This is a genomic window from Caulobacter segnis ATCC 21756, from assembly GCF_000092285.1.
In the GTDB taxonomy this organism is placed as follows: Bacteria; Pseudomonadota; Alphaproteobacteria; order Caulobacterales; family Caulobacteraceae; genus Caulobacter; species Caulobacter segnis.
The window spans coordinates 655,408-680,718 of sequence record NC_014100.1; the positions used below are offsets into that span (position 1 = coordinate 655,408).

General features: G+C 68.6%; 29 protein-coding genes and 1 pseudogene. 18 read left to right on the forward strand and 12 right to left on the reverse strand.

Features of this window, described 5'->3' with window-relative positions:
• Positions 1 to 15: 15 nt before the first annotated feature.
• Positions 16 to 1,434 (forward strand): NAD(P)(+) transhydrogenase (Re/Si-specific) subunit beta, encoded by a 1,419-nt coding sequence (locus CSEG_RS03080; RefSeq protein ID WP_013077803.1) that lies wholly within the window; start codon positions 16 to 18, stop codon positions 1,432 to 1,434.
• A gap of 120 nt (positions 1,435 to 1,554) precedes the next feature.
• Here the strand turns inward: CSEG_RS03080 and CSEG_RS21845 are convergent, their stop codons facing one another.
• Entirely contained in the window at positions 1,555 to 1,902 is a 348-nt protein-coding gene (locus tag CSEG_RS21845) for a UrcA family protein (RefSeq protein WP_013077804.1), read from the reverse strand.
• A 456-nt stretch (positions 1,903 to 2,358) separates the two neighbouring features.
• On the opposite strand from CSEG_RS21845, the gene CSEG_RS03090 reads away from it, so the two are divergent.
• Both CSEG_RS03090 and CSEG_RS03095 read left to right on the forward strand, forming a co-directional pair.
• Positions 2,359 to 3,081 (forward strand): M23 family metallopeptidase, encoded by a 723-nt coding sequence (locus CSEG_RS03090; protein ID WP_013077805.1) that lies wholly within the window; start codon positions 2,359 to 2,361, stop codon positions 3,079 to 3,081.
• 60 nt (positions 3,082 to 3,141) lie between these two features.
• Positions 3,142 to 4,098: an alpha/beta fold hydrolase gene (locus tag CSEG_RS03095; protein WP_013077806.1), complete on the forward strand. Its 957-nt coding sequence runs from the start codon at positions 3,142 to 3,144 to the stop codon at positions 4,096 to 4,098.
• Between the two features lie 162 nt (positions 4,099 to 4,260).
• Here the strand turns inward: CSEG_RS03095 and rpsU are convergent, their stop codons facing one another.
• Entirely contained in the window at positions 4,261 to 4,497 is a 237-nt protein-coding gene (rpsU, locus tag CSEG_RS03100; RefSeq protein ID WP_082769410.1) for a 30S ribosomal protein S21, read from the reverse strand.
• Positions 4,498 to 4,679: 182 nt separating this feature from the next.
• Between rpsU and CSEG_RS03105 the strand changes: the two genes are divergently transcribed.
• The gene (locus CSEG_RS03105) at positions 4,680 to 5,360 is read left to right on the forward strand and encodes a COQ9 family protein (protein ID WP_013077808.1); all 681 of its coding nucleotides are present in this window, start codon (positions 4,680 to 4,682) and stop codon (positions 5,358 to 5,360) included.
• Positions 5,361 to 5,368: 8 nt separating this feature from the next.
• On the opposite strand, the gene rcdA is transcribed toward CSEG_RS03105, so the two are convergent.
• Together rcdA and CSEG_RS03115 are read right to left on the reverse strand one after the other, a co-directional pair.
• Complete coding sequence (gene rcdA, locus CSEG_RS03110) at positions 5,369 to 5,878, reverse strand: protease adaptor protein RcdA (RefSeq protein ID WP_013077809.1); 510 nt, start codon at positions 5,876 to 5,878, stop codon at positions 5,369 to 5,371.
• Positions 5,879 to 6,070: 192 nt separating this feature from the next.
• The gene (locus CSEG_RS03115; RefSeq protein ID WP_013077810.1) at positions 6,071 to 6,277 is read right to left on the reverse strand and encodes a DUF1192 domain-containing protein; all 207 of its coding nucleotides are present in this window, start codon (positions 6,275 to 6,277) and stop codon (positions 6,071 to 6,073) included.
• Between the two features lie 74 nt (positions 6,278 to 6,351).
• Here CSEG_RS03115 and CSEG_RS03120 point away from each other — a divergent pair, with 74 nt between their 5' ends.
• Both CSEG_RS03120 and CSEG_RS03125 read left to right on the forward strand, forming a co-directional pair.
• On the forward strand, positions 6,352 to 7,329 hold the full coding sequence (locus tag CSEG_RS03120; protein ID WP_013077811.1) for an NAD(P)H-quinone oxidoreductase: 978 nt from the start codon (positions 6,352 to 6,354) through the stop codon (positions 7,327 to 7,329).
• Positions 7,330 to 7,454: 125 nt separating this feature from the next.
• On the forward strand, positions 7,455 to 8,168 hold the full coding sequence (locus CSEG_RS03125) for a DUF1013 domain-containing protein (protein WP_013077812.1): 714 nt from the start codon (positions 7,455 to 7,457) through the stop codon (positions 8,166 to 8,168).
• A 113-nt stretch (positions 8,169 to 8,281) separates the two neighbouring features.
• Here the strand turns inward: CSEG_RS03125 and CSEG_RS03130 are convergent, their stop codons facing one another.
• Positions 8,282 to 8,455 (reverse strand): YdcH family protein, encoded by a 174-nt coding sequence (locus CSEG_RS03130; protein ID WP_013077813.1) that lies wholly within the window; start codon positions 8,453 to 8,455, stop codon positions 8,282 to 8,284.
• 129 nt (positions 8,456 to 8,584) lie between these two features.
• Here CSEG_RS03130 and CSEG_RS03135 point away from each other — a divergent pair, with 129 nt between their 5' ends.
• From CSEG_RS03135 to CSEG_RS03145, 3 genes and pseudogenes are all read left to right on the forward strand, one after another.
• A complete protein-coding gene (locus tag CSEG_RS03135; protein WP_013077814.1) occupies positions 8,585 to 9,202 on the forward strand; it encodes a UbiX family flavin prenyltransferase in 618 nt (205 codons plus the stop codon).
• Positions 9,192 to 9,669: pseudogene (locus CSEG_RS03140) on the forward strand (TIGR02444 family protein). The gene CSEG_RS03135 and the pseudogene CSEG_RS03140 overlap by 11 nt, the downstream one beginning before the upstream one ends.
• A 56-nt stretch (positions 9,670 to 9,725) precedes the next feature.
• Positions 9,726 to 9,956: a YdcH family protein gene (locus tag CSEG_RS03145; RefSeq protein ID WP_193852717.1), complete on the forward strand. Its 231-nt coding sequence runs from the start codon at positions 9,726 to 9,728 to the stop codon at positions 9,954 to 9,956.
• Positions 9,957 to 10,100: 144 nt separating this feature from the next.
• Here the strand turns inward: CSEG_RS03145 and CSEG_RS03150 are convergent, their stop codons facing one another.
• Positions 10,101 to 10,466, reverse strand: a complete 366-nt coding sequence (locus tag CSEG_RS03150; RefSeq protein ID WP_013077817.1) for a response regulator — start codon at positions 10,464 to 10,466, stop codon at positions 10,101 to 10,103.
• Between the two features lie 123 nt (positions 10,467 to 10,589).
• Complete coding sequence (locus tag CSEG_RS03155; RefSeq protein WP_013077818.1) at positions 10,590 to 11,306, reverse strand: GGDEF domain-containing protein; 717 nt, start codon at positions 11,304 to 11,306, stop codon at positions 10,590 to 10,592.
• Between the two features lie 192 nt (positions 11,307 to 11,498).
• Here CSEG_RS03155 and purE point away from each other — a divergent pair, with 192 nt between their 5' ends.
• Together purE and CSEG_RS03165 are read left to right on the forward strand one after the other, a co-directional pair.
• Positions 11,499 to 11,990, forward strand: a complete 492-nt coding sequence (gene purE, locus CSEG_RS03160; protein ID WP_013077819.1) for a 5-(carboxyamino)imidazole ribonucleotide mutase — start codon at positions 11,499 to 11,501, stop codon at positions 11,988 to 11,990.
• Positions 11,991 to 11,997: 7 nt separating this feature from the next.
• Positions 11,998 to 13,083, forward strand: a complete 1,086-nt coding sequence (locus CSEG_RS03165) for a 5-(carboxyamino)imidazole ribonucleotide synthase (RefSeq protein WP_013077820.1) — start codon at positions 11,998 to 12,000, stop codon at positions 13,081 to 13,083.
• Here the strand turns inward: CSEG_RS03165 and CSEG_RS03170 are convergent.
• Entirely contained in the window at positions 13,055 to 14,044 is a 990-nt protein-coding gene (locus CSEG_RS03170; RefSeq protein ID WP_053463718.1) for an acyltransferase family protein, read from the reverse strand. The two genes, CSEG_RS03165 and CSEG_RS03170, sit on opposite strands and share 29 nt — an antisense overlap.
• A 79-nt stretch (positions 14,045 to 14,123) precedes the next feature.
• Between CSEG_RS03170 and CSEG_RS03175 the strand changes: the two genes are divergently transcribed.
• Positions 14,124 to 14,696, forward strand: coding sequence for a GNAT family N-acetyltransferase (locus CSEG_RS03175; protein WP_013077822.1), 573 nt, complete (start codon positions 14,124 to 14,126; stop codon positions 14,694 to 14,696).
• Here CSEG_RS03175 and CSEG_RS03180 read toward each other — a convergent pair.
• Positions 14,648 to 14,887, reverse strand: a complete 240-nt coding sequence (locus CSEG_RS03180; RefSeq protein WP_013077823.1) for a helix-turn-helix domain-containing protein — start codon at positions 14,885 to 14,887, stop codon at positions 14,648 to 14,650. The genes CSEG_RS03175 and CSEG_RS03180 overlap by 49 nt on opposite strands.
• Complete coding sequence (locus CSEG_RS03185; RefSeq protein ID WP_013077824.1) at positions 14,887 to 15,387, reverse strand: DUF2975 domain-containing protein; 501 nt, start codon at positions 15,385 to 15,387, stop codon at positions 14,887 to 14,889. The genes CSEG_RS03180 and CSEG_RS03185 overlap by 1 nt, the downstream gene beginning before the upstream one ends.
• Before the next feature lie 99 nt (positions 15,388 to 15,486).
• Here CSEG_RS03185 and CSEG_RS03190 point away from each other — a divergent pair, with 99 nt between their 5' ends.
• From CSEG_RS03190 to CSEG_RS03205, 4 genes are read left to right on the forward strand one after another with little or no spacing between them, the layout of a single operon-like run.
• Entirely contained in the window at positions 15,487 to 16,422 is a 936-nt protein-coding gene (locus tag CSEG_RS03190) for an ABC transporter ATP-binding protein (RefSeq protein WP_013077825.1), read from the forward strand.
• A complete protein-coding gene (locus CSEG_RS03195; RefSeq protein ID WP_013077826.1) occupies positions 16,422 to 17,147 on the forward strand; it encodes an ABC transporter permease in 726 nt (241 codons plus the stop codon). The genes CSEG_RS03190 and CSEG_RS03195 overlap by 1 nt, the downstream gene beginning before the upstream one ends.
• A 49-nt stretch (positions 17,148 to 17,196) precedes the next feature.
• Positions 17,197 to 17,907 carry an aspartate/glutamate racemase family protein gene (locus tag CSEG_RS03200; protein ID WP_013077827.1) on the forward strand — a complete coding sequence of 237 codons (711 nt, stop codon included), beginning with the start codon at positions 17,197 to 17,199 and terminating at the stop codon, positions 17,905 to 17,907.
• Positions 17,908 to 17,945: 38 nt separating this feature from the next.
• Complete coding sequence (locus CSEG_RS03205; RefSeq protein ID WP_013077828.1) at positions 17,946 to 20,279, forward strand: GH92 family glycosyl hydrolase; 2,334 nt, start codon at positions 17,946 to 17,948, stop codon at positions 20,277 to 20,279.
• A gap of 3 nt (positions 20,280 to 20,282) precedes the next feature.
• Here the strand turns inward: CSEG_RS03205 and pbpC are convergent, their stop codons facing one another.
• Complete coding sequence (gene pbpC, locus CSEG_RS03210; RefSeq protein WP_013077829.1) at positions 20,283 to 22,346, reverse strand: multimodular transpeptidase-transglycosylase PbpC; 2,064 nt, start codon at positions 22,344 to 22,346, stop codon at positions 20,283 to 20,285.
• 54 nt (positions 22,347 to 22,400) lie between these two features.
• On the opposite strand from pbpC, the gene CSEG_RS03215 reads away from it, so the two are divergent.
• Positions 22,401 to 22,889 (forward strand): YcgN family cysteine cluster protein, encoded by a 489-nt coding sequence (locus CSEG_RS03215; protein ID WP_013077830.1) that lies wholly within the window; start codon positions 22,401 to 22,403, stop codon positions 22,887 to 22,889.
• A 216-nt stretch (positions 22,890 to 23,105) separates the two neighbouring features.
• Here the strand turns inward: CSEG_RS03215 and rpmE are convergent, their stop codons facing one another.
• On the reverse strand, positions 23,106 to 23,333 hold the full coding sequence (gene rpmE, locus CSEG_RS03220) for a 50S ribosomal protein L31 (RefSeq protein ID WP_013077831.1): 228 nt from the start codon (positions 23,331 to 23,333) through the stop codon (positions 23,106 to 23,108).
• A 124-nt stretch (positions 23,334 to 23,457) separates the two neighbouring features.
• Here rpmE and CSEG_RS03225 point away from each other — a divergent pair, with 124 nt between their 5' ends.
• Positions 23,458 to 25,311 carry an ABC transporter transmembrane domain-containing protein gene (locus CSEG_RS03225; RefSeq protein WP_167535114.1) on the forward strand — a complete coding sequence of 618 codons (1,854 nt, stop codon included), beginning with the start codon at positions 23,458 to 23,460 and terminating at the stop codon, positions 25,309 to 25,311.

Consider the following 25,311-nt stretch of genomic DNA (forward strand, 5'->3'; position numbering starts at 1 on the left):
GGGGAGAACAAGATCATGAACGCCAATCTCGCCGCCATTCTCTACATCGTCTCGGGGGTGCTGTTCATCCTCGCGCTCCGCGGCCTCTCCAGTCCGGTGACGAGCCAGACGGGCAACCGTAACGGCATGATCGGCATGGCCATCGCCGTCGGCACCACCCTGGCCACCCTGTGGAGCCAGGGCGCGCTCGACGTGGTGACCCTGGGCCTGATCCTGGGCGGCGTCGCCGTCGGGGGCGCGGTCGGGGCGATCATCGCCCGCAAGGTCGCCATGACCTCGATGCCGCAACTGGTCGCCGCCTTCCACTCGCTGGTCGGCATGGCCGCCTGCCTAGTGGCCGTGGCCGCCATCTACACGCCGGCCGCCTACGGTATCGTGGGCGAGGACGGCGCGATCCACCTCAACAGCCTGATCGAGCTGTCGCTGGGCCTGGCCATCGGCGCCATCACCTTCACGGGCTCGGTCATCGCCTTCGCCAAGCTGAACGGCAACATGGGTGGCGCGCCGATCCTGCTGCCGGCCCGCCACCTGCTGAACGTCGTGATCGCCGCGGCCATCGTCGCCCTGGTGGTGGTGCTGGTGGTGAGCGGCGGCTCGGCCATCTGGGCCTTCTGGGGCATCTTCGCTCTGAGCCTCCTGATCGGCGTCACCCTGATCATCCCGATCGGCGGCGCGGACATGCCGGTCGTGGTGTCGATGCTGAACAGCTATTCCGGCTGGGCGGCGGCGGCGCTGGGCTTCACGCTCGAGAACACCACCCTGATCATCACCGGCGCCCTCGTCGGCTCGTCGGGCGCGATCCTGTCCTACATCATGTGCAAGGGCATGAACCGCAGCTTCGTCTCGGTGATCCTCGGCGGCTTCGGCGCCGACGCCGCGGCCGCTGGTCCTGGCGGCAAGGTCGAGACCCGTCCGGTCAAGCAGGGCTCGGCCGACGACGCGGCCTTCATCATGAAGAACGCCAGCAAGGTGATCATCGTCCCGGGCTACGGCATGGCCGTGTCCCAGGCCCAGCACGCCCTGCGCGAGATGGCCGACAAGCTGAAGGAGGAGGGCGTCGAGGTGAAGTACGCCATCCACCCCGTCGCCGGCCGGATGCCGGGCCACATGAACGTGCTGCTGGCCGAGGCCAACGTCCCCTATGACGAGGTCTTCGAGCTGGAGGACATCAACAGCGAGTTCTCGACGGCCGACGTGGCCTTCGTGATCGGCGCCAACGACGTCACCAACCCGGCGGCCAAGACCGATCCGCAGAGCCCGATCTTCGGCATGCCGATCCTGGACGTCGAGAAGGCCCGCACCGTCCTCTTCGTGAAGCGCGGCATGTCCTCGGGCTATGCCGGCGTGGAGAACGAGCTGTTCTTCAAGGACAACACCATGATGCTGTTCGCCGACGCCAAGAAGATGGTCGAAGGCATCGTGAAGGGGCTCTAGGCGCTCGTCACGGCGCCCAGAACCGCGAAAGGCCCCAGCGGTGACGCCGGGGCCTTTTTCGTTGTCGGATCGAGCGAGCGCCGCTGGTTTAGGGGCGCTCGCCTTGGAAACGACCCACGATCACTGCGCAGCGACCTCGATCGCTTGAGCGCGGGCGGCGCTGGCCAGGGCCTGGCGCTGGGCCTTCGGCAGTTGGCGTTCGACCTCGCGGTGCACTTCGGCCACGCAGCCGCGGAACGGCATGTCCAGGTCGCCGCTGCGCAGCTTGGCGCGGCAGAGCGTTTCGCCGGCGGTCTCGATGCGAACCTTGAAGACAGCGGCCTGGGCGGGGTTCGAGAGGTTCAGGTCGCTGTAGCTGACGCGGACGACGGGTTCGGCGGCGTTGGCCGCTTGCGTCAGACCCAGGACCGGAACGGCGGCCAGGCTCAGGCTGGCGACGGTGGTGAAGCTCATGATGAACTTGCGCATTTGAAGTATCCCTCTGAATGGCGCTGTTTTTCGCGCCGATGAATACTGTGTATTTTTTCGAAGCCGGAAAGTCCCGTTACGACTGCGTCATGACGTGTAATTAAGAGAATGACGGAACATTCATGATTACTTGCTTGTAATGTTCCTGCCGCTGACATCCGTTTCTGGATGCGTCTCGCGTTGGGCGCGCGTTGCAAGCTTTCGCTCGCCACGATCAAGTGGAGCGGCGAGGGCTACAGTAAGTGGGGGCGCAAAACCCAGATTATTGCAAACGAATGGTTAAGCTGCGCCCTGTTTTGGCCAAATCGGCAAGTCATAGAGCCCGCCGTTCATGATCCCGAAAGGTCAAGTATGTGAGTTGAGCCGCCTTGGCGCGGTCCTCTCGATTGACCGGATGTTCCGAGAGGTAGTGGTTTGATTTCAAGAAGCTTGGCCATTCCTGCTCCGCAGCTGCGTATGGCTTTTCTTGTGGCGCTGGGCATGGCGGCCACGGTCGGCGCCTTGAACGGCGTTTCGGCCCTGGGCGCCTGGATCGCCAAGCCGCCCGCCGTCGCGACGGTCGTCGAGGAGGCCTCGCCGCCCCCGACCGAACTCGAGACCCCCGAACCGCCGCCGCCCGCCTTCGTCTTCGACGCGCCCTTGCCCGGCCGAACGATCGACTCGCCGTTCGGTCTGCGTCAGCTGCCTTGGGAAGAGAATGGCCGCCTGCACCAGGGTGTCGACATCGCCGCCCCCGCGGGCGCGCCGGTCAAGGCCTCGGCCGACGGCGTGGTCAAGCGGACCGGCGTGAGCCCCACCTACGGCCGCTTCGTCGAGGTCATGCACAAGGGCGGCATGACCACGCTCTACGCTCACCTCAAGGCGCCCGCCCGAGGCGTCAAGCAGGGCGCCTACGTTCGTCGCGGAGCGACCGTCGCCTTCGTCGGCAATTCGGGTCGCTCGACCGGCTCGCATCTGCACTTCGAAATCCGCAAGGGCGACAAGCCGCTGAATCCCGCCTTTTTCATGGGCCGCAGCTTCGCCGAAGCCGACGACCTGCCGATCCGCGCCGCGGGGCGCGTATCGAAGAAGGTGCGCCTGGCGGTGGTTTCCAAGTGGCCCGATGGCGTGAAGGGCGCGCCCGTCACCCGCACCAAGAGCGGCCGCGTGCGCACGCGGATCGCCGTTTCCGAGGGATAAAGCTCCGAACCCGGCCGATCGCGCCTCGACGCGTCACAAACCGCTACTACATTGAACGCCATGATCCAGTTTCTCGGCCGTGGCGTCGCGGGCTTCGCGCTCCTGCTTGTTTCCTACATCGCGGTCGGAGGGCTGATGAGCGCCGCCGGCGCGCCCAAGCCCAGGGGGCAGATGGTCGAGATCGAGCCGGGGCGGACGCTGCGGCTGGTCTGCGAGGGACCCAAGAGCGATCGCCCCGTCGTCTGGCTGGAGGCCGGGGCCTTCGGCCTGGCCGCCGACTGGGGCGCGGTGCAGGAGGCGCTGACCGCCGCTGGTTGGCGCTCGTGCGCCTATGACCGCGCCGGCATGGGCTATTCGCCGCGCGGGCCCTCGCCGCGCGACGGCTTGGCCATCGTCTCGGATTTCGAGAAGCTGATCGCCGCTTCTGGCGAGCCTGGGCCCTACATTCTTGTCGGCCATTCGATGGCGGGCCTGCGTCTTCGCCAGTTCGCCGGACGCAATCCCGACAAGGTGGCGGGTCTGGTCCTGGCCGACGCCGCCGGACCCGAGGCCGCCCAGAACCCCCAGATGCAGGGCTTCATCAAGACCTTCGCCAGCATCTCGAAATGGGCGGCCCGAGGGGCCTCCATCGGGCTCTACAAGCCGCTGGTCCATACGCGCCTGGGCGACAAGATCGACCTGCCGCCGGCCGCCAAGGCCGAGAAAGGGTGGGCCTTCGCCAATGGCCGGCACAACCGCACCTCGGCCGAGGAGGTCAGCCTGTGGGCGGAGGCCTCGGCCCAGGCCGGCCAGCAGCCGCCCTTCGACCCCAAATGGCCGGTGGCGGTGGTCACCGCCGGTCCGGTCGCCGGCCGCGAGGCGCGCAAGGCGATGCAGGAGGCCCCCGCCCGCCGTTCCGAGCACGGGCTGGTGGATCACGTCGAGGGCGCCAGCCACACCCTGCTGATCGGCCGGCGCTTCGCCGACCACATCGTCCGCGCGGTCGCCTTCGTGGCCGAGGCGCGGGCGAAGGGCTGACGCGTCAAGAGCGCCCCCTCCGTCTCGTCCCCGCGCGCCGAGCCACCTCCCCGCAAGCGGGGCGGGACGGGGCGCTAAGGCGGCGACACTCCAGAAACGACGAAGGCCGCGCGGATCGCCGCGCGGCCTTCGAAATCTTCGGCGATGCGAAGGGAAGGGGTCTTAGCGACCGCCCGCCTTCTTCGGCATCGGCAGCAGGCCTTCGCGCTGAGCGCGCTTGCGGGCCAGCTTGCGAGCGCGACGGACGGCTTCGGCCTTTTGGCGAGCGCGCTTTTCCGACGGCTTTTCGTAGTGCACGTGCCGCTTCATTTCGCGGAACGAGCCCTCGCGCTGCATCTTCTTCTTGAGGGCCTTCAGGGCCTGATCGACGTTGTTGTCGCGGACGAAAATCTGGACCAGGGGTATCTCTCCATTCGACAGCCCGACCAATATTCCCAAGTCCCTCTTGAGGGGCCGGGCGGGCGAACAAAACCGGGTAACCTGGAAGGGGTGCTCCCAGGCGATGAGGCGGGGCTGATAGCAGAGCGCGCGCGTCCTGTCCATGCGCGACGCGGCTTAAACACCGGTGTAGACTCGGATTCATGAGCGAAAATGTCGAGACATCCGGTCAAGCTTCGGGTCAGGCGGGCGCCAATTGGGCCGACTCCGCCGAGCAACGCGTTCTGGACGAGGCCTTGCGCCTGGCGCCGACCGCCGGCTGGAACGCCGGACTTGTCGGCCAGGCCCTGGCCGCGGCGGGCCTTTCGCAGGCCGAGGGGCAGCTTCTGTTGCCGGAAGGGCCGCGGGACCTCGCCGCGCTGCTGTCGCGACGCCATGACGCGGCGGCGCTCCAGCGCCTGCGCGGCTTCGATCTGGCCAGCCTGAAGATTCGTCAGCGGATTCGCGAGGGCGTGATCGCGCGCCTCGACGCGGCGCAAGAGAACGGCGACGTCCTGCGGCCCCTGGCCGTGTTCTTGGCCTTCCCGACCAACCTGCCGCTGGCCGCGCGGCTGACCTGGGAATCGGCCGACGGGATCTGGCGCTGGGCCGGGGACGCCGCGACCGACGAGAACCACTATTCGAAGCGGGCGATCCTGTCGGGGATTCTTGTGTCGACCCTGGCCGTCGACATGGCCTCGGGCCGCGATTCGGCGCTGTCGCACCTGGACGCCCGGATCGACAACGTCATGGCCTTCGAGAAGTGGAAGGCGGGTCTGAAGCCGATGGACCTGGCCAGCGAGATGGTCGAGGCGCTGGCGAAGATGCGGTACGGCGGGCGCTGAGGCGGGCCTTACCCGCCGAACGCCGCCGTCAGCCGGTCGAACTGGGCCTGCACCGGACGCGGGGCCTCCTCGCTGGGTGATTCCACGTACATGCGGCGGTCCAGGTGCCGGACGCGTTCGTATAGGCGCTCCGAGCGATGCAGGAGGTTCGTCAGGCCGAACGGCAGTTCCTCGATCGGCGCGGGATCGCCGATCGCTTCCTCGGCCATGCGATAGTTCTCGGCGCAGGCGGCTTCCGGCGGCATCTCGCCTTCGCGGACGGCGCGCTGGACCAGCAGCCACGAGGCCACCTGCATCAGGCGCGTCGTCAGGCGCATGCTTTCGCTGGCGTAGCTGAGGGCGGCGTTGCGCGAAAGGATCTTGCTGTCATGCCGGCCGGCGCCGTCGAGATAGGCGGCGGTCTCCTCGACCAGCTGCATGCCTTCCTCGAACGTGCGGTCGAACAGTTCCGATCGGGCGAAGTCCTGGATGACTCCGGCGCGCCAAGGCGTATCGGCCAACGCGTTGACTTCGGTCATAGCTACTCAATGCCCCTTCGAAAGGCCGCGAGGAGATCTCGCTCAGACCGAGGGAACTGCAACCCTCGTGCCAGACGCCGATGTCCCGTTTCGCGACCCGCCCTCTCGAACCGACCACATCTAAACTACGTCCGAGGGCGGAATGGAACGCCTTAAGACGCCAGTAACCTCACCGAAACCTTAAAGGAACCGTTAGTCGAGGCGACCAAACAGCGCATTGGCCGCGTCGCGGCCCGCTTTCTTCTTGGCCAGCTGGGTCTTGGTGCGCTCGATTTCGGCCTGGAGCGCGGCGATGCGCTCTTCCAGTTCCGCGACGCCGTAGATCTCAAGGTCCTCGTGCGTGGCCTCGATCAGAGCGCGTCCGCTGAAGGCGCGCGGTTCCGCAGCATCCTCGAACATCGGCATTCTCCCTTTTCCGGCCGTCATCTGACGCCTACCTAAGCCGCAAGGCAAGTCACACGAAGGGAGCCGCCATGGGCGAGACGATGACCGCGATCGCGATCGAGGGCGGCAAGGGAGCCGCCGAGGCTCTGAAGGCGGTGACCGCCAACCGTCCCGAACCGGGACCGGGCCAGATCCTCATCAAGGTCGCCGCCGCCGGGGTGAACCGTCCGGATCTGTTGCAGCGCATGGGCTTCTATCCACCGCCGCCCGGGGCGCCCGAGACCCTCGGCCTCGAGGTCGCGGGGGAAGTGGTTGTCGGCGCGGGGCGCTGGAAGGTCGGCGACAAGGTTTGCGCCCTGCTGGGCGGCGGCGGCTACGCCGAGTACGCTGTCGTTGACGCGCGCCACGCCCTGCCGATCCCGGGCGATCTTGATCTGATCCACGCCGCGGCCCTGCCCGAGACGGTGTTCACGGTTTTCGCCAACGTGTTCGAGCACGGCGCCCTGAAGGCCGGCGAGACCCTGCTGGTTCATGGTGGGACGTCCGGAATTGGGACGACCGCGATCGCCATGGCCAAGGCGGCTGGCGCCAAGGTCATCGCCACGGGGCGCGGCGCCGACAAGAAGGCCAAGGCTCTCGAGCTGGGCGCCGACATCGCCATCGACGCCAAGACCGAGGACTTCGCCGAGGTCGTGAAGGCCGCCGGCGGCGCGGACGTGATCCTCGACATGGTCGGGGCCAGCTATTTCGAGAAGAACCTCGACGCCCTGAACACCGGCGGTCGCATCGTCTACATCGCCAGCCTGGGCGGCTCGACGCTGGAGGTCCCGGTGATGAAGATCATGCAGAAGCGGGCGGTGATCACGGGCTCGACCCTGCGTCCTCGCCCAGCGGATGAGAAGGCGCGCCTGGCCGCCGAGGTCGAGCGCGTCGCCTGGCCCTGGGTGGCGGCGGGCAAGCTGAAACCGATCGTCGACGCGACCTTCCCCCTGGCCCTGGCCGCCAAGGCCCACGCGCACCTGGAGGCTGGCGAGCACGTGGGCAAGGTGGTGCTGACGGTCGACTAGCGGGCGTTGCTTCTGGGCGTCGGGGGCTTTGTGATCCCCGTTCCCTTTTTTCCAGAACCGCATTATAGCGTTTACAACATCCCGCCCGGCCGAAAGGCCGGGCGCCGTCATTTCTGGAGGACCGCATGTCCGACATCCTGATGCCCAAGGCGACCGCCGTCTGGTTGGTGGACAACACCTCGCTCAGCTTCGAGCAGATCGCCGATTTCTGCGGTTTGCACCCGCTGGAAGTGCGCGGCATCGCCGACGGTGAAGTGGCGCGCGACATCCGCGGCGCCGACCCGATCGGCAACGGCCAGCTGACCCGCGAGGAGCTGGACCGCGCCCAGGCCAATCCGGACTACCGGATGAAGGCCCAGGTCAGCCGCCACGCCGAACTGCTGAAGCCGCAGAAGAAGGCCCCGCGCTACACTCCGGTGTCGCGTCGTCAGGACCGCCCGGACGCCATCGCCTGGTTCCTGCGCCACCACCCGGAAGTGACCGACGCCCAGATCTCCAAGATCCTCGGCACCACCAAGGCCACCATCGAGCAGGTCCGCGCCCGCACGCACTGGAACGCCGCCAACATCAAGCCGGTCGACCCGGTGACCCTGGGCCTCGTCGGCCAGCTGGAGCTGGACGCGCTGGTCAAGAAGGCGGCCGAGAAGAAGGCCAAGGACGACCTGAAGAAGGGCATCCTGCCGGAAGACCCGACCCTGCGCCCCGCCTCGGAAGCCGGCCAGTTCGAGCCCGAGGTCGAGGAAGAGGAAGAAGACTTCCGAGCCAAGCGCGGCGAGATCAAGGCTGAGGACGTGTTCGGCCAGTCGACGGCCTACGTCGACGAGGAAGACGAAGACTAGGACCGGCCCGGTCCCTCTCCCGGCTCGAGCCCGGGGGGAGGTCGCGGCCGAAAAACAAAGGCCCCGCTCCTTGCCGGAGCGGGGCCTCTCGTTTTTCGGCTGCCAACTAGCAGCTAGTGCATTCGCGCCCTAAGGCCCTCGATCTCTTCCTTCAGCCGAAGCTTCTGCCGCTTCAGCTCTCGGAGCATCGTTCCATCGCAAGCGGGTCGACTGGTCTCCTCCTGGATCTTGCGCTCGAGGTTCTCGTGACGGGACCCAAGCTCGCGGATACGGGATTCGATGGCCATGGCTCTCGGCTCCTTGCTGTTGGAGAGGAAAGTGAACACCCGCTGCGCGACGCTGTCAGATCACATATGATTGCAATCGGCGGCGCTTGACGGGCCCGTTTTTGCTCCCATGACGGACGAACATTCACCATGACCGACGTTTCAAAGACCGTTGATCGGCAAAGGTTGGCGGTCGGGATCACGGGCGCCTCGGGTGTGGTCTACGGCCTGCGGACGCTGGATGCGCTGCGCGAGCTGGGCGTCGAGAGCCACCTGGTGTTGTCTAAATCCGCGGCGTTGACGCTCGCCCAGGAGGCAGGGCTGACCGTCTCCGAGGTCAACGCCAAGGCCGACGTCGTGCATCGCGCCGCCGATGTCGGGGCCTCGATCGCCTCTGGCTCGTTCCGCACGCTGGGGATGATCATCGCGCCGTGCTCGGTGCGCACGATGAGCGAGATCGCCACGGGCGTAACGTCTTCGCTGCTGACCCGCGCCGCCGACGTGACGCTGAAGGAGCGCCGGACGCTCGTCCTGATGATCCGCGAGACGCCGCTGCACCTGGGCCATTTGCGCACCATGACCAAGCTGGCCGAGATGGGCGCGGTGATCGCCCCGCCGCTGCCGGCCTTCTACGCCAAGCCCGCCTCGATCGCCGAGATGGTCGATCAGTCGGTCGGCCGCGCGCTGGACCTCTTCGATCTCTCCTGGCGGCCGGTGAAGCGCTGGGGCGAGGACCTGGAGACCATCACCGGCAAGGGTGAGGGTTAACGGCGATGCGCATCTGGGACTGGGCCTTGGACGTCTATGCGCGACAACCTGTCGCGGAGGCGTGCCTGAACCTGCAGGACGGCCACGGACAGAACGTCCCTTACCTGCTTTGGGCCGCCTGGGCGGCGGGCGAGGGACGCTCGGCGGACCTGAAAGAGGCCGCGCGGCTGATGCGCGCCTGGGACGCCGAGGTCGGCGCGCCCCTGCGTGGCGTGCGGCGGGCCTTGAAGCCACCGCGTCCGCCGGTCGACGAGGGCGCCAAGGAGGCGCTGCGCGACGCGGTCAAGGCCGTGGAGCTGCAGGGCGAACGGGTGCTGCTGGAGAGTCTGGAGGCCATGACGGGGCCCGCCGGCGCGCCGGCCTCCCTTATCGAGGGGCTCGTGGCCGCCGCCGAGGCGTCCGGCGACCCCCCTCGTCGGGCCGCTCTCGAGCGTCTCGCCAAGGCCCTTGAAAATCAGTCCGGCTAAGCGCCTTTACCGGTCGTCAGCCTTTCCCATCTATCTCTCCAACGGGCCCATCTGAGATCATGTCCATGAACGACGACGATCCGTCGGACGACACCGACATCGCGATCGAACGCCGCCTCGCCGAACTGCGCGAGGAGCACAAGGATCTCGACGACGCCATCCAGGCTTTGGAAGAGCGCTACCAGCCCGACATGCTGCAGATCGCGCGCCTGAAGAAGAAGAAGCTGGTTCTGAAGGACGAGATCATCCGCCTGGAAGATCTGCTGACGCCGGACATCATCGCTTAGCCCGACACCGAGCTTTCCGGCGATGGCCGGGCCCCGAGCCGTCGTGGGCGTCTTGGGCGGTCGCGCTAGAGCGCCCGTCGAACATCCTCCGTTCGCGCATCCGATCTGGACCCGGCGTCCGCCGAGCGGACCGCATGAGAAGGCCTAATGGCCCTGACCCTGCGCGGCCTCCATCGCGCGGACCATATCCAGCAACCGTCCAGGCGTGATCGGCTTTTCCAGGCGGGCGTCGGCGTGCTGGTCGGCGCGCAGCAGGTGCGTGTCTACGCCGGACGCCATCAGGGTCGCGGTTTGGGGACAGGTCCGGCGCACGGCGCTGATCAGATCGCCGCCGCTCATGCGCGGCATCGAGTGGTCGGTGATGACGAGATCGGGCGCGAATCCGGCCAGCGCCTCGAAGGCCTCTTGGCCGTCATGGCACAGCAAGACCTCGAACCCAGCCTCGGTCAGGGTGATCTCGTAGATCATCGACAGGACGGGATCGTCCTCGGCGATCAGAATTTTCTGCATCCGTCCCGCGCCGCCATGCTTAACAGAACCTGAAAAGCATAGACTGCGAACGAGACGCGGTCGCCGCGCGATAAGGTCGCACGATCTTCGGTTGTCCGCGCCTTTCGTGGTCCAAAAAGGCGCTTAAGCCACGGCTTTGCGCTTGCGCATGAACATGGCCGCGTCGGCCTCGGCGAGCGCGGCCTCCGGGTCGGCGCCGGGCTCGATCTCGCGCACGCCGTAGGAGATATGCAGCGGCGCGGACCACTCGCCGAACTCAACAGGCGCGCCCATCACCGCGTCGGCCAAGGCGCGGGCCTTGGTGAGGGCGGTCTCCCGGTCGGCCTGGGCCAGGAGCACGGCGAACTCGTCTCCGCCCATGCGGCCGACGATGTCGCTTTCACGGACGTTGTTCTGAAGGCGCTTGGCCACGGCCTTCAGCGCCTGATCGCCGGCGGCGTGGCCGAAGCGGTCGTTGACCCACTTGAAGCCGTCCAGATCGAAGAACACCACGCTGGCCGGCGAGCCGTAGCGCTGGGCGAAGGCGGCGACCCGCTTCATCTCCCGCAGGAAGGCGCGACGGTTCAGCACCGGGGTCAGGGCGTCCATGTCCGCCAGGTTCTGCGCCTCGTTCAGCCGCAGCTTCAGCGCCGAGACCTCGTTCCGGAGGTCCTCGATCTCGGTCATCAGCGTCTGGAGGGCCTCGATCACCTTGGGCGTCAGATCGACCTCGGTCAGGCCCAGGAACGCGGCGCTGTCGGGTGCGGAGACCTCGCGGACCGCGACCTGGGCGCCCGCCCGCACCAGGGCGCGCTTGCGGATGGCGGCGAAGGGCTCGGTGCGGGCGCCGGTGATCTTCATGACCCTACGCGAATCGAAATGGCACAGCTTGAATATGGTTAACGGTAACCGCGTCGGGCGCAATCGCGGCGGGGAGATGTCGCGGGCGCGTGGCTTTCCACGCTCTTGTTTCGGGCGTTTGGTGACGTTTTAGGCTTGCGCGGAAGGGCCGGACGCGCATACGGGGCGGCTTTCATCAACGGGATGACGCCGATGTCTTCGACCACCCCGCCTGTCGCCATCATCATGGGCAGCCGTTCGGACTGGCCGACCATGAAGGGCGCCGCCGATGCGCTCGACAGCCTGGGCGTCGCCTGGGAGGCCAAGGTGGTCTCGGCCCACCGCACGCCCCAGCGCCTGTTCGACTTCGCCACGGGTGCGGAGAAGGCCGGCTACAAGGTGATCATCGCCGGCGCCGGCGGCGCGGCGCACCTGCCGGGCATGGCCGCCTCGATGACCAATCTCCCGGTCCTCGGCGTGCCGGTGCAGTCCAAGGCGCTGTCGGGCCTCGATTCGCTGCTCTCGATCGTTCAGATGCCCGGCGGGATCCCCGTGGCCACCCTGGCCATCGGCGAGGCGGGCGCCAAGAACGCCGGCCTGCTGGCCGCCCAGATCCTGGCCCTGTCGGACGCGGCCCTGGCCCAGCGCCTGGCGGCCTTCCGCGCCGCCCAGACCGACAGCGTCGCCGAAAGCGTCGAGGACTGAGAGACAGATGGCTGAGTTTCCCCTGGTCCCCGGTTCGACCATCGGCATCCTGGGCGGCGGACAACTGGGCCGCATGCTGGCCTTGGCCGCCGCGCGCCTCGGCTTCGACGTGGTGATCCAGGACCCTGAAGAGGCGTCCCCCGCAGGCCGCGTCGCCGCTCGCCAGATCGTTGCGACCTATGACGACCGCTGGGCCCTGAAGCGTCTGGCCGAGGCATGCGACGTCGTCACCTACGAGTTCGAGAACGTTCCCGCCGGCACCGTGGCCGAGCTGGCCGCCTTAGGCGCGGTCGTCTCGCCGGGCGCCAAGGCCCTGGCCGCCGCCCAGGACCGCGTGGCCGAGAAGAGCTTTCTGGCCGAGATCGGCGTGCCGACCGTGGCCTTCGCGCCTGTCCACGACAGCGAGAGCCTCGCCGAGGCGGTGGCCCGCATCGGCGCGCCGTCGCTGCTGAAGACCCGTCGCGAGGGCTATGACGGCAAGGGCCAGGCCTGGATCCAGAGGGCCGGCGAGGCCGAGGCCGCCTTCGACCGCATCGGCCGCCAGGCCGCGATCCTGGAAGCGCCCGCCGACTTCGGTCGCGAGTTGTCGGTCATCGCCGCGCGCGGCCGCGACGGCGAGATCGCCTGCTATCCGGTCAGCGAGAACCATCACGAAGGCGGCGTCCTGCGCCGCACCGTCGCCCCGGCCAAGATCACCCCGGCGACGCGCGACCAGGCCGAGGCCATCGCCGCCAAGATCCTGACCGCGCTCGACTATGTCGGCGTGATCGGAGTGGAGCTGTTCGAGCTGGCGGGCGGCAAGCTGCTGGTCAACGAGTTCGCCCCGCGCGTCCACAATACCGGCCACTGGACCCAGGACGGCTGCGAGGTCGACCAGTTCGAGCAGCATATCCGCGCCGTCGCCGGCTGGCCGCTGGGGCCCACCCAGCCGCACCATCACGTCGAGATGACCAACCTGCTGGGCGCCGATGTCGACGCCTGGAGGAAGTTGGCCGCCGAGCCGGAGACCCGCGTCCACCTCTACGGCAAGGGCGAGGCTCGCTCCGGCCGCAAGATGGGCCACGTCAATCGACTGCGGCCGCTGCGGGACTGAGGATCGGCTTGGCCGGGGCGCGCGGCAGTCGCGCCTTGAGCCGCAGCGCCGGCTTCTCGACCAGAAGCCAGGACGCCAGGGCGAAGGGCAGGGTCAGGGCCAGCGACTTCGCCAGGCTCAGCTGGCTCCGTTCGGCCAGCATCTGCTGTAGCGGGAAGCTGTAGATGTAGAGCCCGTAGGACAGGTCGACGGGCAGGCGCGGCGTGTCCACCGCCCCCAGGCGCAGCACGATCAGCGGCAGGCCCAGAAACCACACGGGCGTCGCCAGCAGGATCACGGCGGCGCCGGCCAGCCAGAGCGGCGGCTGTCGCCCGCTGGCCTTCAGGGCCGCGCCGCTCAGGAACAGGAACCCGTTGACCCCGGCCAGATAGGCGATGCGGAAGAGGTCGTCGCGAGCGTCGAGGCCGGCGACGTGGACCACGGTCGAGCCCGCCGCCGCCACGAGCGCCAGGACCGTCAGAGTCCTCGGCGTCGCCTGGCGGGCCGCTCCGAGCGCCGCCAGCGCCAGATAGGCGGTGAACTCCAGCCGCAGCGTCCACAGCGATCCGTTGACGACGCCCGCCACGGGAACGGTCAGGAACACGCCAGGCAGGTCGTAGGCGACCGCATAGAGCGTCAGGTTCTTCAGCATGTAGCCGTAGACGTCCGGATCGGCCAGGTAGGCGCTCGTGCTCAACGTCGTGCTCATGGGGCCGATGATGAAGGCGGTGACCAGCAGCGCCGCCAGCAGGCCGGGGAAGATGCGCAGGGCGCGCTTGGCGACGAACGTCCCCACGCGCGGCGTCTGCTTCAGGCTCCCTGTCACCAGATAGCCGCTGATCGCGAAGAAGAGACCGACGCCGAGCGCGCCGAGATCCAGGCTTGGTCCGATCATGATCGGCGGTCGCCCGTCGAGGACGCGGGCGTGGTGGGCGACCACCAGCGTCGCGGCGATCAGCCGTAGATAATCAAAACCGCCCATGATGAACTCAAGGTGGAGCCTAAGGCAGCTTAGACCGGGCGAACGCCGGTCCGGCAAGGCCTACGCAAGGGAAACGGGTATGACGCTGACGATCGAAACCGAACGTCTCATTCTGCGGGCGCCGGTTCAGGCGGATTTCGACGCCGGCTGGGCGGCGTTCCACATGGATTCCGAGTGCATGCGCTATCTCGGCGGCGCGATGCCCCGGAGCATCGCCTGGCGCGCCCTGGCCCAGGTGGTCGGGATGTGGTCGCTACTGGGCTTTGGCCAGTTCTCGGCGATCGATAAGGCCACCGGCCGCTGGTTGGGCCGTGTCGGTCCCTGGCGTCCTGAAGGCTGGCCCGCGCCGGAAGTCGGCTGGCTCTTCCATCGCGAGGCCTGGGGGCGGGGCTACGCCACCGAGGCGGCGAGCGCCTGCCTGGACTTCGTCTTCGAGACGCTGGGATGGGATTTCGTCGGCCACATGATCCATCCCGACAACCTGCCGTCTCAGGCCGTGGCTCAGCGCCTGGGCTCTCGTCTGGTCGAGATGGTCACCCTGCCGCCGCCGATGGACGCGGCCGGGCCGACTCAGATGTGGGGCCAGACCGCCTCGGACTGGCGTCAGTCGGCTTCGTCGGGCGCGTTCAGATCCTCGGCGTCGAAGGCGTAGTCCAGCAGGTCGCCCGGCTTGCAGTCCAAAGCCGCGCACAGGCGCGCCAAGGTGCGGAAGCGGATGCCCTTCACCTTGCCCGAGCGAAACAGCGACAGCTGGGTCTCGCTGAGGCCGACCTCCGCCGCCAGGTCGCGCGCCTTGAGGCCCTTGGCGATGATGAGGGCGTCGAGGGTGACGCGGACGGGCATCAGATCATCTCGTCGAGTTCGGCTTGAGCGGCCAGGGCTTGGTCCATCACGCGGCCCAGCAGGAAGACCGCGCCGCCGATCATGCCCAATGTCATGCCGGCCACGTCGAAGTGCAGATAGCCGCCCTTGGTCTGGCCGACCAGCCGCATCAGGTTGGTGACCCCGAACACACTGATGAGGCCGCCCACGCCGAGGGCGATCCCGACGCGTCTCAACGCGGGCGGCAGGGCGGCTTGAATGAGCCGACCGTTCGCCAGCTCTCCGAGCGTCTGGCCGATTGTCCAGACCGCGAACAGGTAACAGGCGATCGGCAGGTTCCAGATCGTCGCGCCCAGCATCTGATCGGCGCGGAGGGGCTCCCGATGCACCAGCGCATAGAGCGGCGGGAAGACCCAAGCCATCGCCGCGGCCAGGGCGCCGACGCTGAGCACCATGAAGATCGCCAGCCAGCGGAACTGGCGGCACATGCGGCGGAAGGCGAGGGTTTCGGTCTGGCTCATGGCGGCTCGCGCGGTTGGATCCTGTCCTTTCTTTAATCTTGACTTAAAGATCCGCCGTCTGCAACTTTATCTTAGACTTAAATTTCGTGAGCGCCGCCCATGACCGCCGCCATCGAGACCGAGGGCCTTACCCGACGCTTCGGCGCGCGTCTGGCGGTCGACGACTTGTCGATGACCGTGCCTGAAAGGGCCGTCTACGGTTTCCTGGGACGCAACGGCGCGGGCAAGACGACGACGCTGAAGATGGTCCTGGGCCTGCTGCGGCCGACCGCGGGGCGCGTCCGTGTCCGCGGCCTGGACGTCGCCCGCCAGCGGATGGCGGCGGCGCGGCAGGTCGGGGCGTTGCTGGAGGCGCACGGCTTCTACGGCAACCTCACCGGGCGCGAGAACCTGGCGCTGACGGCGACCCTGCTGGGCCTGGGCGCGGCGGAGATCGAGCGGGTCCTGGAGGTGGTCGAGATGCGCCGCGACGCCCATCGCAAGGTGGCCGGCTACTCCCTGGGCATGCGCCAGCGCTTGGGCCTTGCCCGCGCCATGCTAGGCGCGCCGCCCGTGCTGTTGCTGGACGAGCCGACCAACGGCCTCGACCCGGACGGCATCGCCGACATGCGCCGCTTCCTGAGGAGCCTGCCCGAGCGGACGGGCGCGACGGTGCTGCTGTCCAGCCACCTTCTGGGCGAGATCGAGCAGACCGCCACCCACGTGGGCGTGGTCGATGACGGCCGCCTGGTGCTGGAGGGCGAACTGGCGCGGCTGAAGGCCGATCTGGCGCCGGAGCTCGTGCTGCGAACCGGGGATGATACGCGGGCGGTGAGCCTCCTGCTGGCCCAGGGCCGCTCGCCCGTCGCCGCCGAGGCGGGACTGACCGTCGCGCTCAAGTCGGGAGAGGACCCTGATCAGGCCGCCGCCGTCATCACCCGACTGCTCGTCGAGAGCGGCGCGTCCGTCTTCGCCATCGGTCCGCGCGAACAGTCCCTGGAGGACATCTATCGCCGCGTCGCCGGTTTCCGTTCGTCCCTCGCCGAGGCCGCCTGATGATCGCCGTCCTGTCCGTAGAACTGCGCAAACTGAACCGATCCCTGGCCGCCGTACTGGCCGTGGCCGCGCCGTCCCTGATCGGGATCATCGCGTTCTTCAGCCTGCTGCGGGCCCAGCATCCCATGCCGTGGGAGAAGTGGCTGCAAATGTCGACGGGGGTCTGGGCCTTCTTCATGCTGCCCATGAGCGTCACGGCCCTGACGGCTCTCGTCGCCCAGATGGAGCACGGCCCGCGCGCCTGGGATCACCTGCGCGCCCTGCCGGTGGCGCGCTGGAAGCTCTACGCGGCCAAGGCGATTTGCGTCGTGGCCCTGGTCGTGGTCATGACGCTGCTGAACCAGGTGATCACCTGGGGCGCCGTCTCCGCCGCTTCGGCGCTTAAGCCGGCCGTGGCGCCTGTGGGGCCGCTCGATGTCTCCAAGGCGCTGGTGCTGAACGCCAAGGTCGTGGCCGCCGCCCTGCTGATGATCGCCATCCAGCTGTGGATGGCGTTGCGGTTCGCCAGCTTCGTCCCGGCCCTGGCCCTGGGGATCGGCGGGACCTTCTTCTCGGTGGTGGCGACCAGCGCCAAGCAGGGCGTGTTCTTCCCCTGGCAGATGCCGGTCAACATGCTGGCGAGCCAGCCGTGGCGCGTCGAGACGGCCCTGGCGTTGGGCGGAGGGCTGGGCTTGCTGGCCCTGATCGTCGCTATCGCCCACTTGGCGCGCCGGGAGGTTCTTTAACGCGCCCTGGCCTGCTAGAGGGCGTCGCGTCGACAGCGCGGAGCTCGCCATGACCGAACAAGCCTTGATCGGACTGATCGGGGGCATGAGCTGGGAAAGCTCGGCCCAGTATTATCGGCTGGTCAACGAGGCCGTGCGCGATCGGCTGGGCGGCGTCGCGTCCGCGCGGACCTTGATGTGGTCGTTCGACTTCGCCGAGATCGAGCGCCTGCAGCACGCCGGCCAATGGCCCGAGCTGTCGCGGAGGCTGGCCGACGCGGCCCGCGCGCTGGAGGCGGGAGGGGCCGACTTCCTGGTCCTCTGCACCAACACCATGCACCGCGAGGCCGAGACCATCGAGGCCGCGGTCCGCATCCCGCTGCTGCACATCGCCGACCCGACGGGAGAGGCGATCAAGGCCGCTGGCCTGTCGACGGTCGGCCTGCTGGGCACCGCCTTCACCATGGAGCACGACTTCTATCGCGGCCGCCTGGAGACGCAGCACGGCCTGACGGTGCTCACGCCCGAGGCCGAGGATCGCGCGGCTGTCCATCGGATCATCTACGAGGAGCTGGTGGCGGGCCGAGTGCTCGACGCCTCGCGTGAGGTCTACAGGGCGGTGATCGAACGGCTCGTAGCGCGCGGCGCCGAGGCGATCATCCTGGGCTGCACCGAGATCATGCTGCTGATCGGCCAGGCCGACAGTCCTGTCCCCGTCTTCGACACCACCACCCTGCACGCCCTGGCCGCGGTGGACCGGGCCTTGAAAGGCGGCGCCTAGCCGATAGGGTGCCTCCGCTCAAGTTGCGGAGTTTCCGAATGCGTCTGCGCCTCGCCCTGCTCGCCAGCCTCTCGATCCTGGCGGCGACGCCGACCCTGGCTCAGACCTCCAGCGCCTATGAGGCCGTCGACCCCTTCATTGGCACGGGCGGGGACGGCCACACCTTCCCGGGCGCGGTGGTTCCGTTCGGCATGGTGCAACTGAGCCCCGACACCGACATCCTGCCGTTCAGGCAAAGCTACGCCCGCGCCGCAGGTTACCGCTTCGGCGATCCGACCATCCTGGGCTTCTCGCACACCCACTTCTCGGGCGCGGGCCACTCCGACCTCGGCGACATCCTGCTGACGCCGGTCGTCGGCGAGGCCAAGCTGGAGCCGGGCGAGGCGGACAAGCCGGGATCCGGCTACCGCTCGCGTTACAGCCACGACAGCGAGGTCGCCCAGCCGGGCTACTATGCCGTGACGCTCAGCGACAGCCAGGTGCGCGCCGAGCTGACCGCCGGCCTGCGCACGGGCCTGCACCGCTATGCATTCCCCAAGGGCCAGCGCGCCCAGGTGCTGATCGACCTGCGCAGCTCGATCTACAACTATCCGGGCAAGGTCTTGTGGTCGCGCCTGCGCGTGGCGCCGGACGGGACGATCACCGGCTATCGTGAGACGCGCGGCTGGGCCCCGGGGCGCAAGCTGTTCTTCGCCATTCGCTTCGACAAGCCGCTGGTCGGCCAGGCCTTCCACAACCGCGAGACGGACGTGCCCTACAAGGGCTTCGCCCAGCCGGGCCGGACGCCCAACGACCGCGCTCAAATCCAGGGCCGGGCGCTAGTCGGCGTCTTCGACTTCGGCCAGCTCGACGGGCCGCTGACGGTCAAGGTGGCGCTGTCCTCGGTCAGCGAGGACGGGGCGATCGCCAACCTCGCCAGCGACGAACCCGGCTTCGACTTCGACGCCCAGCGCGCCCGCGCCAAGGCGGCCTGGGAGAAGGCCCTGGCGGCCGTCGACATCGAGGCTCCGGCCCCGATGCGGAAAACGCTCTACACGGCGCTCTATCACACCCTGCTGGCCCCCAGCGTCTTCGCCGACGCCGACGGCCGCTATCGCGGGCCAGACGACCAGGTGCACGAGGGCAAGCTGGACGGCCGCCCCTTCACCTTCCACTCGACCTTCTCGCTGTGGGACACCTTCCGGGCCGAGCATCCGCTGCTGACCCTGGTGCAGCCCGCCGACTACACCAACGACGTGGTCAATTCGCTGATCGCCTCGCAGCGCCAGAGCCCCTACCAGATCCTGCCGGTCTGGCAGTTCCACGGCCAGGAGACCTGGACGATGATCGGCTATCACGCCGTTCCGGTCATCGCCGACGCCTGGATGAAGGGGATCCGCGGCTACGACGGCAAGGCCGCCCTCGACGCCATGGTCAAGAGCGCCACCTACGCCCCTTACGGCGGCCTGGGCGACTACATGAAGCTGGGCTACGTCCCGATCGACAAGGAGCCGGAGGCGGCCTCCAAGACAGTCGAGTACGCCTATGACGACTGGACCATCGCCCGCATGGCCCGCGACATGGGCCAGGCGGACACCGCCGCGACCTTCGAGAAGCGCGCCGCCTACTGGCGCAACAGCTTCGATACGAAGACCGGCTTCCTGCGCGCCCGCAAGAGCGACGGGACCTACCGCGAGCCGTTCAACCCGACCGCCATCAACTACGGCTCGGACTACACCGAGGGCAACGCCTGGCAATACTCGTGGTTCGCGCCGCAGGACCTGGGCGGGGTGGTCAAGACGCTGGGCGGCGACGCGGCGACCGTGAAGAAGCTGGACGCCATGTTCGACTTCGACAACTCCAAGGTCGACTACTCCCACGCCGAGGACATCGCCGGCCTGATCGGCCAGTACATTCATGGCAACGAGCCCAGCCACCACGTCGCCTACATGTACAACTACGCCGGCGCGCCGTGGCGGACGCAGGCGCGGCTGACCCAGATCGTGAACAGCCAGTACAAGCCCACCCCGGAGGGCCTGTCGGGCAATGACGACCTGGGCCAGATGTCGGCCTGGCTGATGTTCACGAGCCTCGGCTTCTATCCCGTCACGCCGGCCTCGAACGAATACGCGATCGGTCGCCCGTTCGTGGACAAGGCCGCGCTGAACCTGCCGAACGGCAAGCGCTTCACAGTGCGCGCGGTGGGGATGTCCGACGCCGCGCCCTACGTCGCCAAGGTCACCCTGAACGGCCAAACGCTGACCCGCGCCTTCCTGAAGCATGAGGAGATCGTCGCCGGCGGCGAGCTGGTGTTCACGATGAGCGCGACCCCGAACAAGACCTGGGCGACGCGGGCGGCCGACCGGCCGACCTCGATGACGGCTTATCGGTAGGGGTTAGTTCACCGGCTCCTCGGTCGCCGGCGCCCCGGCGTCCTCGCGTTCCGACGCCGTCCGGGCGAACTCCGCCGCGAGGGTCTCGTAGAAGCCGTTGCGCGGGTCCGGCTTGGTCTCGGCCACGGGATCATCCAGCAGCCACGGAAAGTCGCTGACGGCCAGGGAGGCGTGGGCCGCGACCATGAAGCGGCGCCAGACGGCGGCCGGGATGTCGCCGCCCACCACCTTGTTCATCGGCCGCTCGTCGTCGTTGCCGACCCAGACGCCGGTCACATAGTCCGGCGTGAAGCCGACAAACCAGGCGTCGCGCCAGTTCTGGCTGGTGCCGGTCTTGCCCGCGGCGGGACGGCCGAACTCGGCGCGGCGGGCCGTGCCCTCGGTGACCACCTTCTCCATCATCCGCACCATGATGCTGGCGTGGCCCTGGTCATAGACGCGGCGCTCTGCGGCCGGCGGCGGGTGGGCCCAGATCTCCTGGCCGCCCTGGGTGCCGATCGACTCGATCAGGTACGGCTCCAGCCGGATCCCGCCCAGCTGGAAGACCTGGAAGCCGGCGGTCAGCTGCAGCAGGTTCACCTCGTAGGAGCCGAGCGCCACCGACAGGTCCGGCGTCTCGGGCAGGCTGCTGATCCCGAACCGGCGGGCGAGCTCGCCGATCGCCGCGCCGCCGACCTCGCTTCCGAGTTGGGCGGCGATGGTGTTGGTCGACGTCATCAGCGCCTGCTCGACGGTCATCGGGCCGCGATAGCCGCCGCCATAGTTCTCCGGCGCCCAGTCGCCGAACTTGACGGGCTCGTCGACGCGGATGTCGGTCGGCAGCACGCCGTGCTCGACGGCGGCGGCGTAGACGAACGGCTTGAAGGTCGAGCCGGGCTGGCGCCGCGCCTGGACGGCGCGGTTGAAGGGGCTTTCGACATAGTCGGTCCCGCCGATCATCGCCCGGATGGCGCCGTCGGACGACAGCGACAGCAGCGCGGCCTGCGAGACGCCGGAGACCGGGCCGTCGACCGCGATGGTTTGCCGGATGGTCTCGGCGGCCTCGCGCTGCAGCAGCGGGTCGATCGTCAGGCGCACAACCAGGTCCGGCGCGTTGGGCCCGGCGACCTTGACCGCCTCGGCGGTGGCGTAGTCCAGCACCCAGCCGAAGTCGCCCTCGTCCTGACCCACCGACGAGAGGAAGGGCCGATCCTCCAGCGCCTCGCGTTCCTCTCGGGCCGTGATCCAGCCCTTGGCGCGCATATTGGCCAGGATCAGCCGCGAGCGGGCCAGGGCGCGCTCCATGTCGCGGTTCAGGGCCAGGCGCGTGGGCGCCTTGGGCAGGCTGGCCAGCAGGGCCGCCTCCGACAGGGTCAGCTGGCTGGCGGACTTGCCGAAATAGGTCTGGGCCGCCCCATCGAGGCCATAGGCGCCCCCGCCGAAATAGATGCGGTTCAGGTAGATCTCGAGAATCTCGTCCTTGGTCAGCACCTGCTCCAGCCGGTAGGCCAGCAGCATCTCCTGCAGCTTGCGCTTGATGACCCGGTCGGGGCTGAGGAACAGGCCCTTGGCCAGCTGCTGGGTCAGGGTCGAGGCGCCCTGCACCGTGCGGCCGGCCCGCCAGTTGATCCAGGCGGCCCGGAAGACGCCTTGCACGTCGATCGGACCATGCTGGTAGAAGCGGCGGTCCTCGGCCGCCAGGAAGGCCTGGGCGACGTAGGGCGGCAGCTCGTCGACCGTGACCCGCCGGCCATAGCGCGGGCCGCGCGTGGCGATCACCTGGCCGTAGCGGTCCTCGAAGCGGATGGCGGGCGCGCGGTTCAGGGCGAACAGCGCCTCGCGTGGCGGCAGCTGCGGCGTATCCTTCAGGTACTTGTTCCAGACGACATAGGCGCCGCCGGCGGCGGCCAGCGCGACGGCCACGATCGCGGCGAGCAGTCCGCCCAGCACCCAGGCCCAGACGCGCCAGGCGCCGCGCGCCCTGGCCGGCCGCGGGTCGAGGCGCAGCGGCTGCTCCGCGGGCTGCGGCGCGGCGGCGGGAGCCTCTGGCGGCGGGGTCTCGTCGGTCGGCGGCGTCGAGTCGGTCACGGTTAAGGTCAGGCTCTGTTTGGTCGCCGGGGCATTCGGGTTTAGGACGAGCCCATGAGTTCAAGCAAACCTTTCTGGCGGACCAAGACGCTCGCCGAGATGACCGTTCCCGAATGGGAGAGCCTGTGCGACGGCTGCGGCCTGTGCTGCCTGGTCCGCTTCGAGGACGAGGACACCGGCGAGATCGTCCCGACCCGCGTGCACTGCCAGCTGTTCGACGAGCACCTGTGCCGCTGCAAGGACTATCCGAACCGCAAGAAGACGGTGCCGGACTGCATCAAGCTGACGCCCTACAATATCGAGGACCTGGAGTGGATGCCGCGCTCCTGCGCCTACCGGCGCCTGCACGAGGGCAAAGACCTGCCGCAATGGCACCCGCTGGTCACCGGCGATCCGGAAAGCACCCACAAGGCGGGGATCTCGGTGCGCGACCAGACGGTCTCGGAGCTGTGCTTCGACGACGCCGAAGACGCACTGGACTTCACGGCGACCGACCTGATGCGCGATCGCGGGGATGATCCGTACGAGGTGCAGGGGGACTGAGGGGGACGCCCCTCCGTCTCGTCGCGTATCCGCGCCGATCCACCTCCCCCGTTTTACGGGTGAGGAGGGAGCTTCCTCATCATCCCCCGGAACACGGGGGAGGTGGCCCGGAGGGCCGGAGGGAGCGCACTCTCTGGCCCCAGACACAGAAAAAGCCGGCCCGCGATGCGCGGAGCCGGCTTTCCGTCGCCCTTACGGCGAGAAGCGCGAAGCTTCTTACTTCTTGCCGGTGAAGCCGGCGAACTTGGCGTTGAAGCGCGAGACGCGGCCGCCACGGTCCATCAGCTGGGCGTTGCCGCCCGTCCACGCCGGATGGGTGCGCGGATCGATGTCGAGCGCGAGCGTCGCGCCTTCCTTGCCGTAGGTCGAGCGGGTCTTGTAGCTCGAACCGTCGGTCAGGGTGACGGTGATGAAGTGGTAGTCGGGGTGAATGTCTTGTTTCATGGCGGCGATCCAGACCGACTAAGCCGGCGAGTGAGAATGGGGTAAGCGCCAAACCGCGCACGCGCGGGGTGGCCCTCGAAGACGCGCGGCTATAAAGAACGCGCGCGATTTTGGCAAGGGACAGTTGATGACCGACGTGACCGCCGGCGACCAAAAGGCCGAAGGCCGCCCCGGCGCGGGGGCGGAATTGGTCCAGGGCATGGCCGAGGCCAAGGCCCGGCGGCCGCGCCGCAAGGACATCCGTCCGCTGGCCCACCTGCTGCCGTTCGTGGCCGCCCACAAGGGCGACGGCCTGGCCGCGGCCTTCTTCCTGCTGTTTTCGACCGGCGCGACCCTGGGCCTCACCGCGGCCTTCAAGGAGGTCATCGATCACGGATTCGCCAAGGGGCAGGGCTCCGAGATCAACAGCGCCTTTGTCGGCCTGGGCGCTGTGGCCATGGTGCTGGCGGTGGCGACGGCGCTGCGATTCTTTTTCATCACGCGACTGGGCGAGCGGGTGGTGGCGGACGTACGCCGCGCGCTCTATGGCCACACCCTGACGCTGGACCAGGAATATTTCCTCAAGACCCGCACCGGCGAGGTTCTGTCGCGGCTGACGACCGACGTCGCCCTGATTGAGCAACTGGTCGGCGCCTCGGCCTCGATCGCGCTGCGCAATATCCTCAGCCTCGTGGGCGGGCTTGGCTACATGGCGGTGGTCTCGCCCAAGCTGGCGGGCTTCATCGTGGCGATGGTGCCGGTGATCCTGGCGCCGATGTTCCTGGTCGGTCGGCGGGTCCGCAAGCTGACCGTCACGGCCCAGGATCGCTTCGCCGACGCCGTCGGCTATGCGGGCGAGAGCCTGGACGCCCTGGAGACGGTGCAGGCCTTCGGCCGCGAGAAGGCGTCGTCGGCCCGCTTCGCCGGCGCGGTGGAGGCTGCCTACAAGGCCTCCGTCAAGCGGATCACCACCCGCGCCACCATGACCGCCATGGTCATCATCCTGGCGTTCGGCGGCATCACCCTGCTGCTGTGGACCGGCGCGCGCCTGGTGCTGTCGGGCGAAATGACCGGCGGCACCCTGGCCCAGTTCGCCATGCTGGCGGTGATGGCGGCCGGCTCGATCGGCGCCCTCGGCGAGGTGTGGGGCGACGTCCAGAAGGCCTCGGGCGCCATGGACCGTATCTCCGACCTGCTGAATGCGCGCCCGAGCATCGCGGCCCCCGCCGTTCCCAAGCCGCTGCCGACGCCCGCGCGTGGCGAGATCGCCTTCGAGAACGTGACCTTCGCCTATCCGGGCCGCCCGGACCTTCCGGCGCTGAACGGCTTTGATCTTGCGGTGAAGGCCGGCGAGACCGTCGCCCTGGTCGGCCCCTCGGGCGCCGGCAAGAGCACCGTCCTGCGGCTCCTTTTGAGGTTCTACGACCCCCAGTCTGGAGATATCCGCCTGGACGGCGTGAACCTGCGCGACGCCGACCCCGCCGAGGTCCGGGCCCGCATGGCCCTGGTCGCCCAGGACTCGCCGCTGTTCTCGGGTTCGGCCCTCGACAACATCCGCTTTGGCCGCGCGGACGCCTCCGACGCCGAGCTGAAGGCCGCCGCCGAGGCCGCCCAGGCCGCGGGCTTCCTGTCGGCCCTGCCGCAAGGCTTCGACACCCCTGTGGGCGAACGCGCCAAGACCCTGTCGGGCGGCCAGCGCCAGCGCCTGGCCATCGCCCGCGCCCTGGCCCGCGAGGCGCCGATCCTGCTGCTGGACGAGGCCACCAGCGCCCTCGACGCCGAGAGCGAGCGCCTGGTGCAACAGGCCCTGACCGCCGCCATGGAAGGTCGCACGACGCTCGTCATCGCCCACCGCCTGGCCACGGTGCTCAAGGCTGACCGGATCGTGGTCATGGAGGAGGGGCGCGTGGTCGAGCAGGGCACGCACGCCGAGCTTTTCGCCAAGGGCGGCCTCTACGCCCGCCTGGCCCGACTGCAGTTCGGGGTCGAGGCGGCGTAG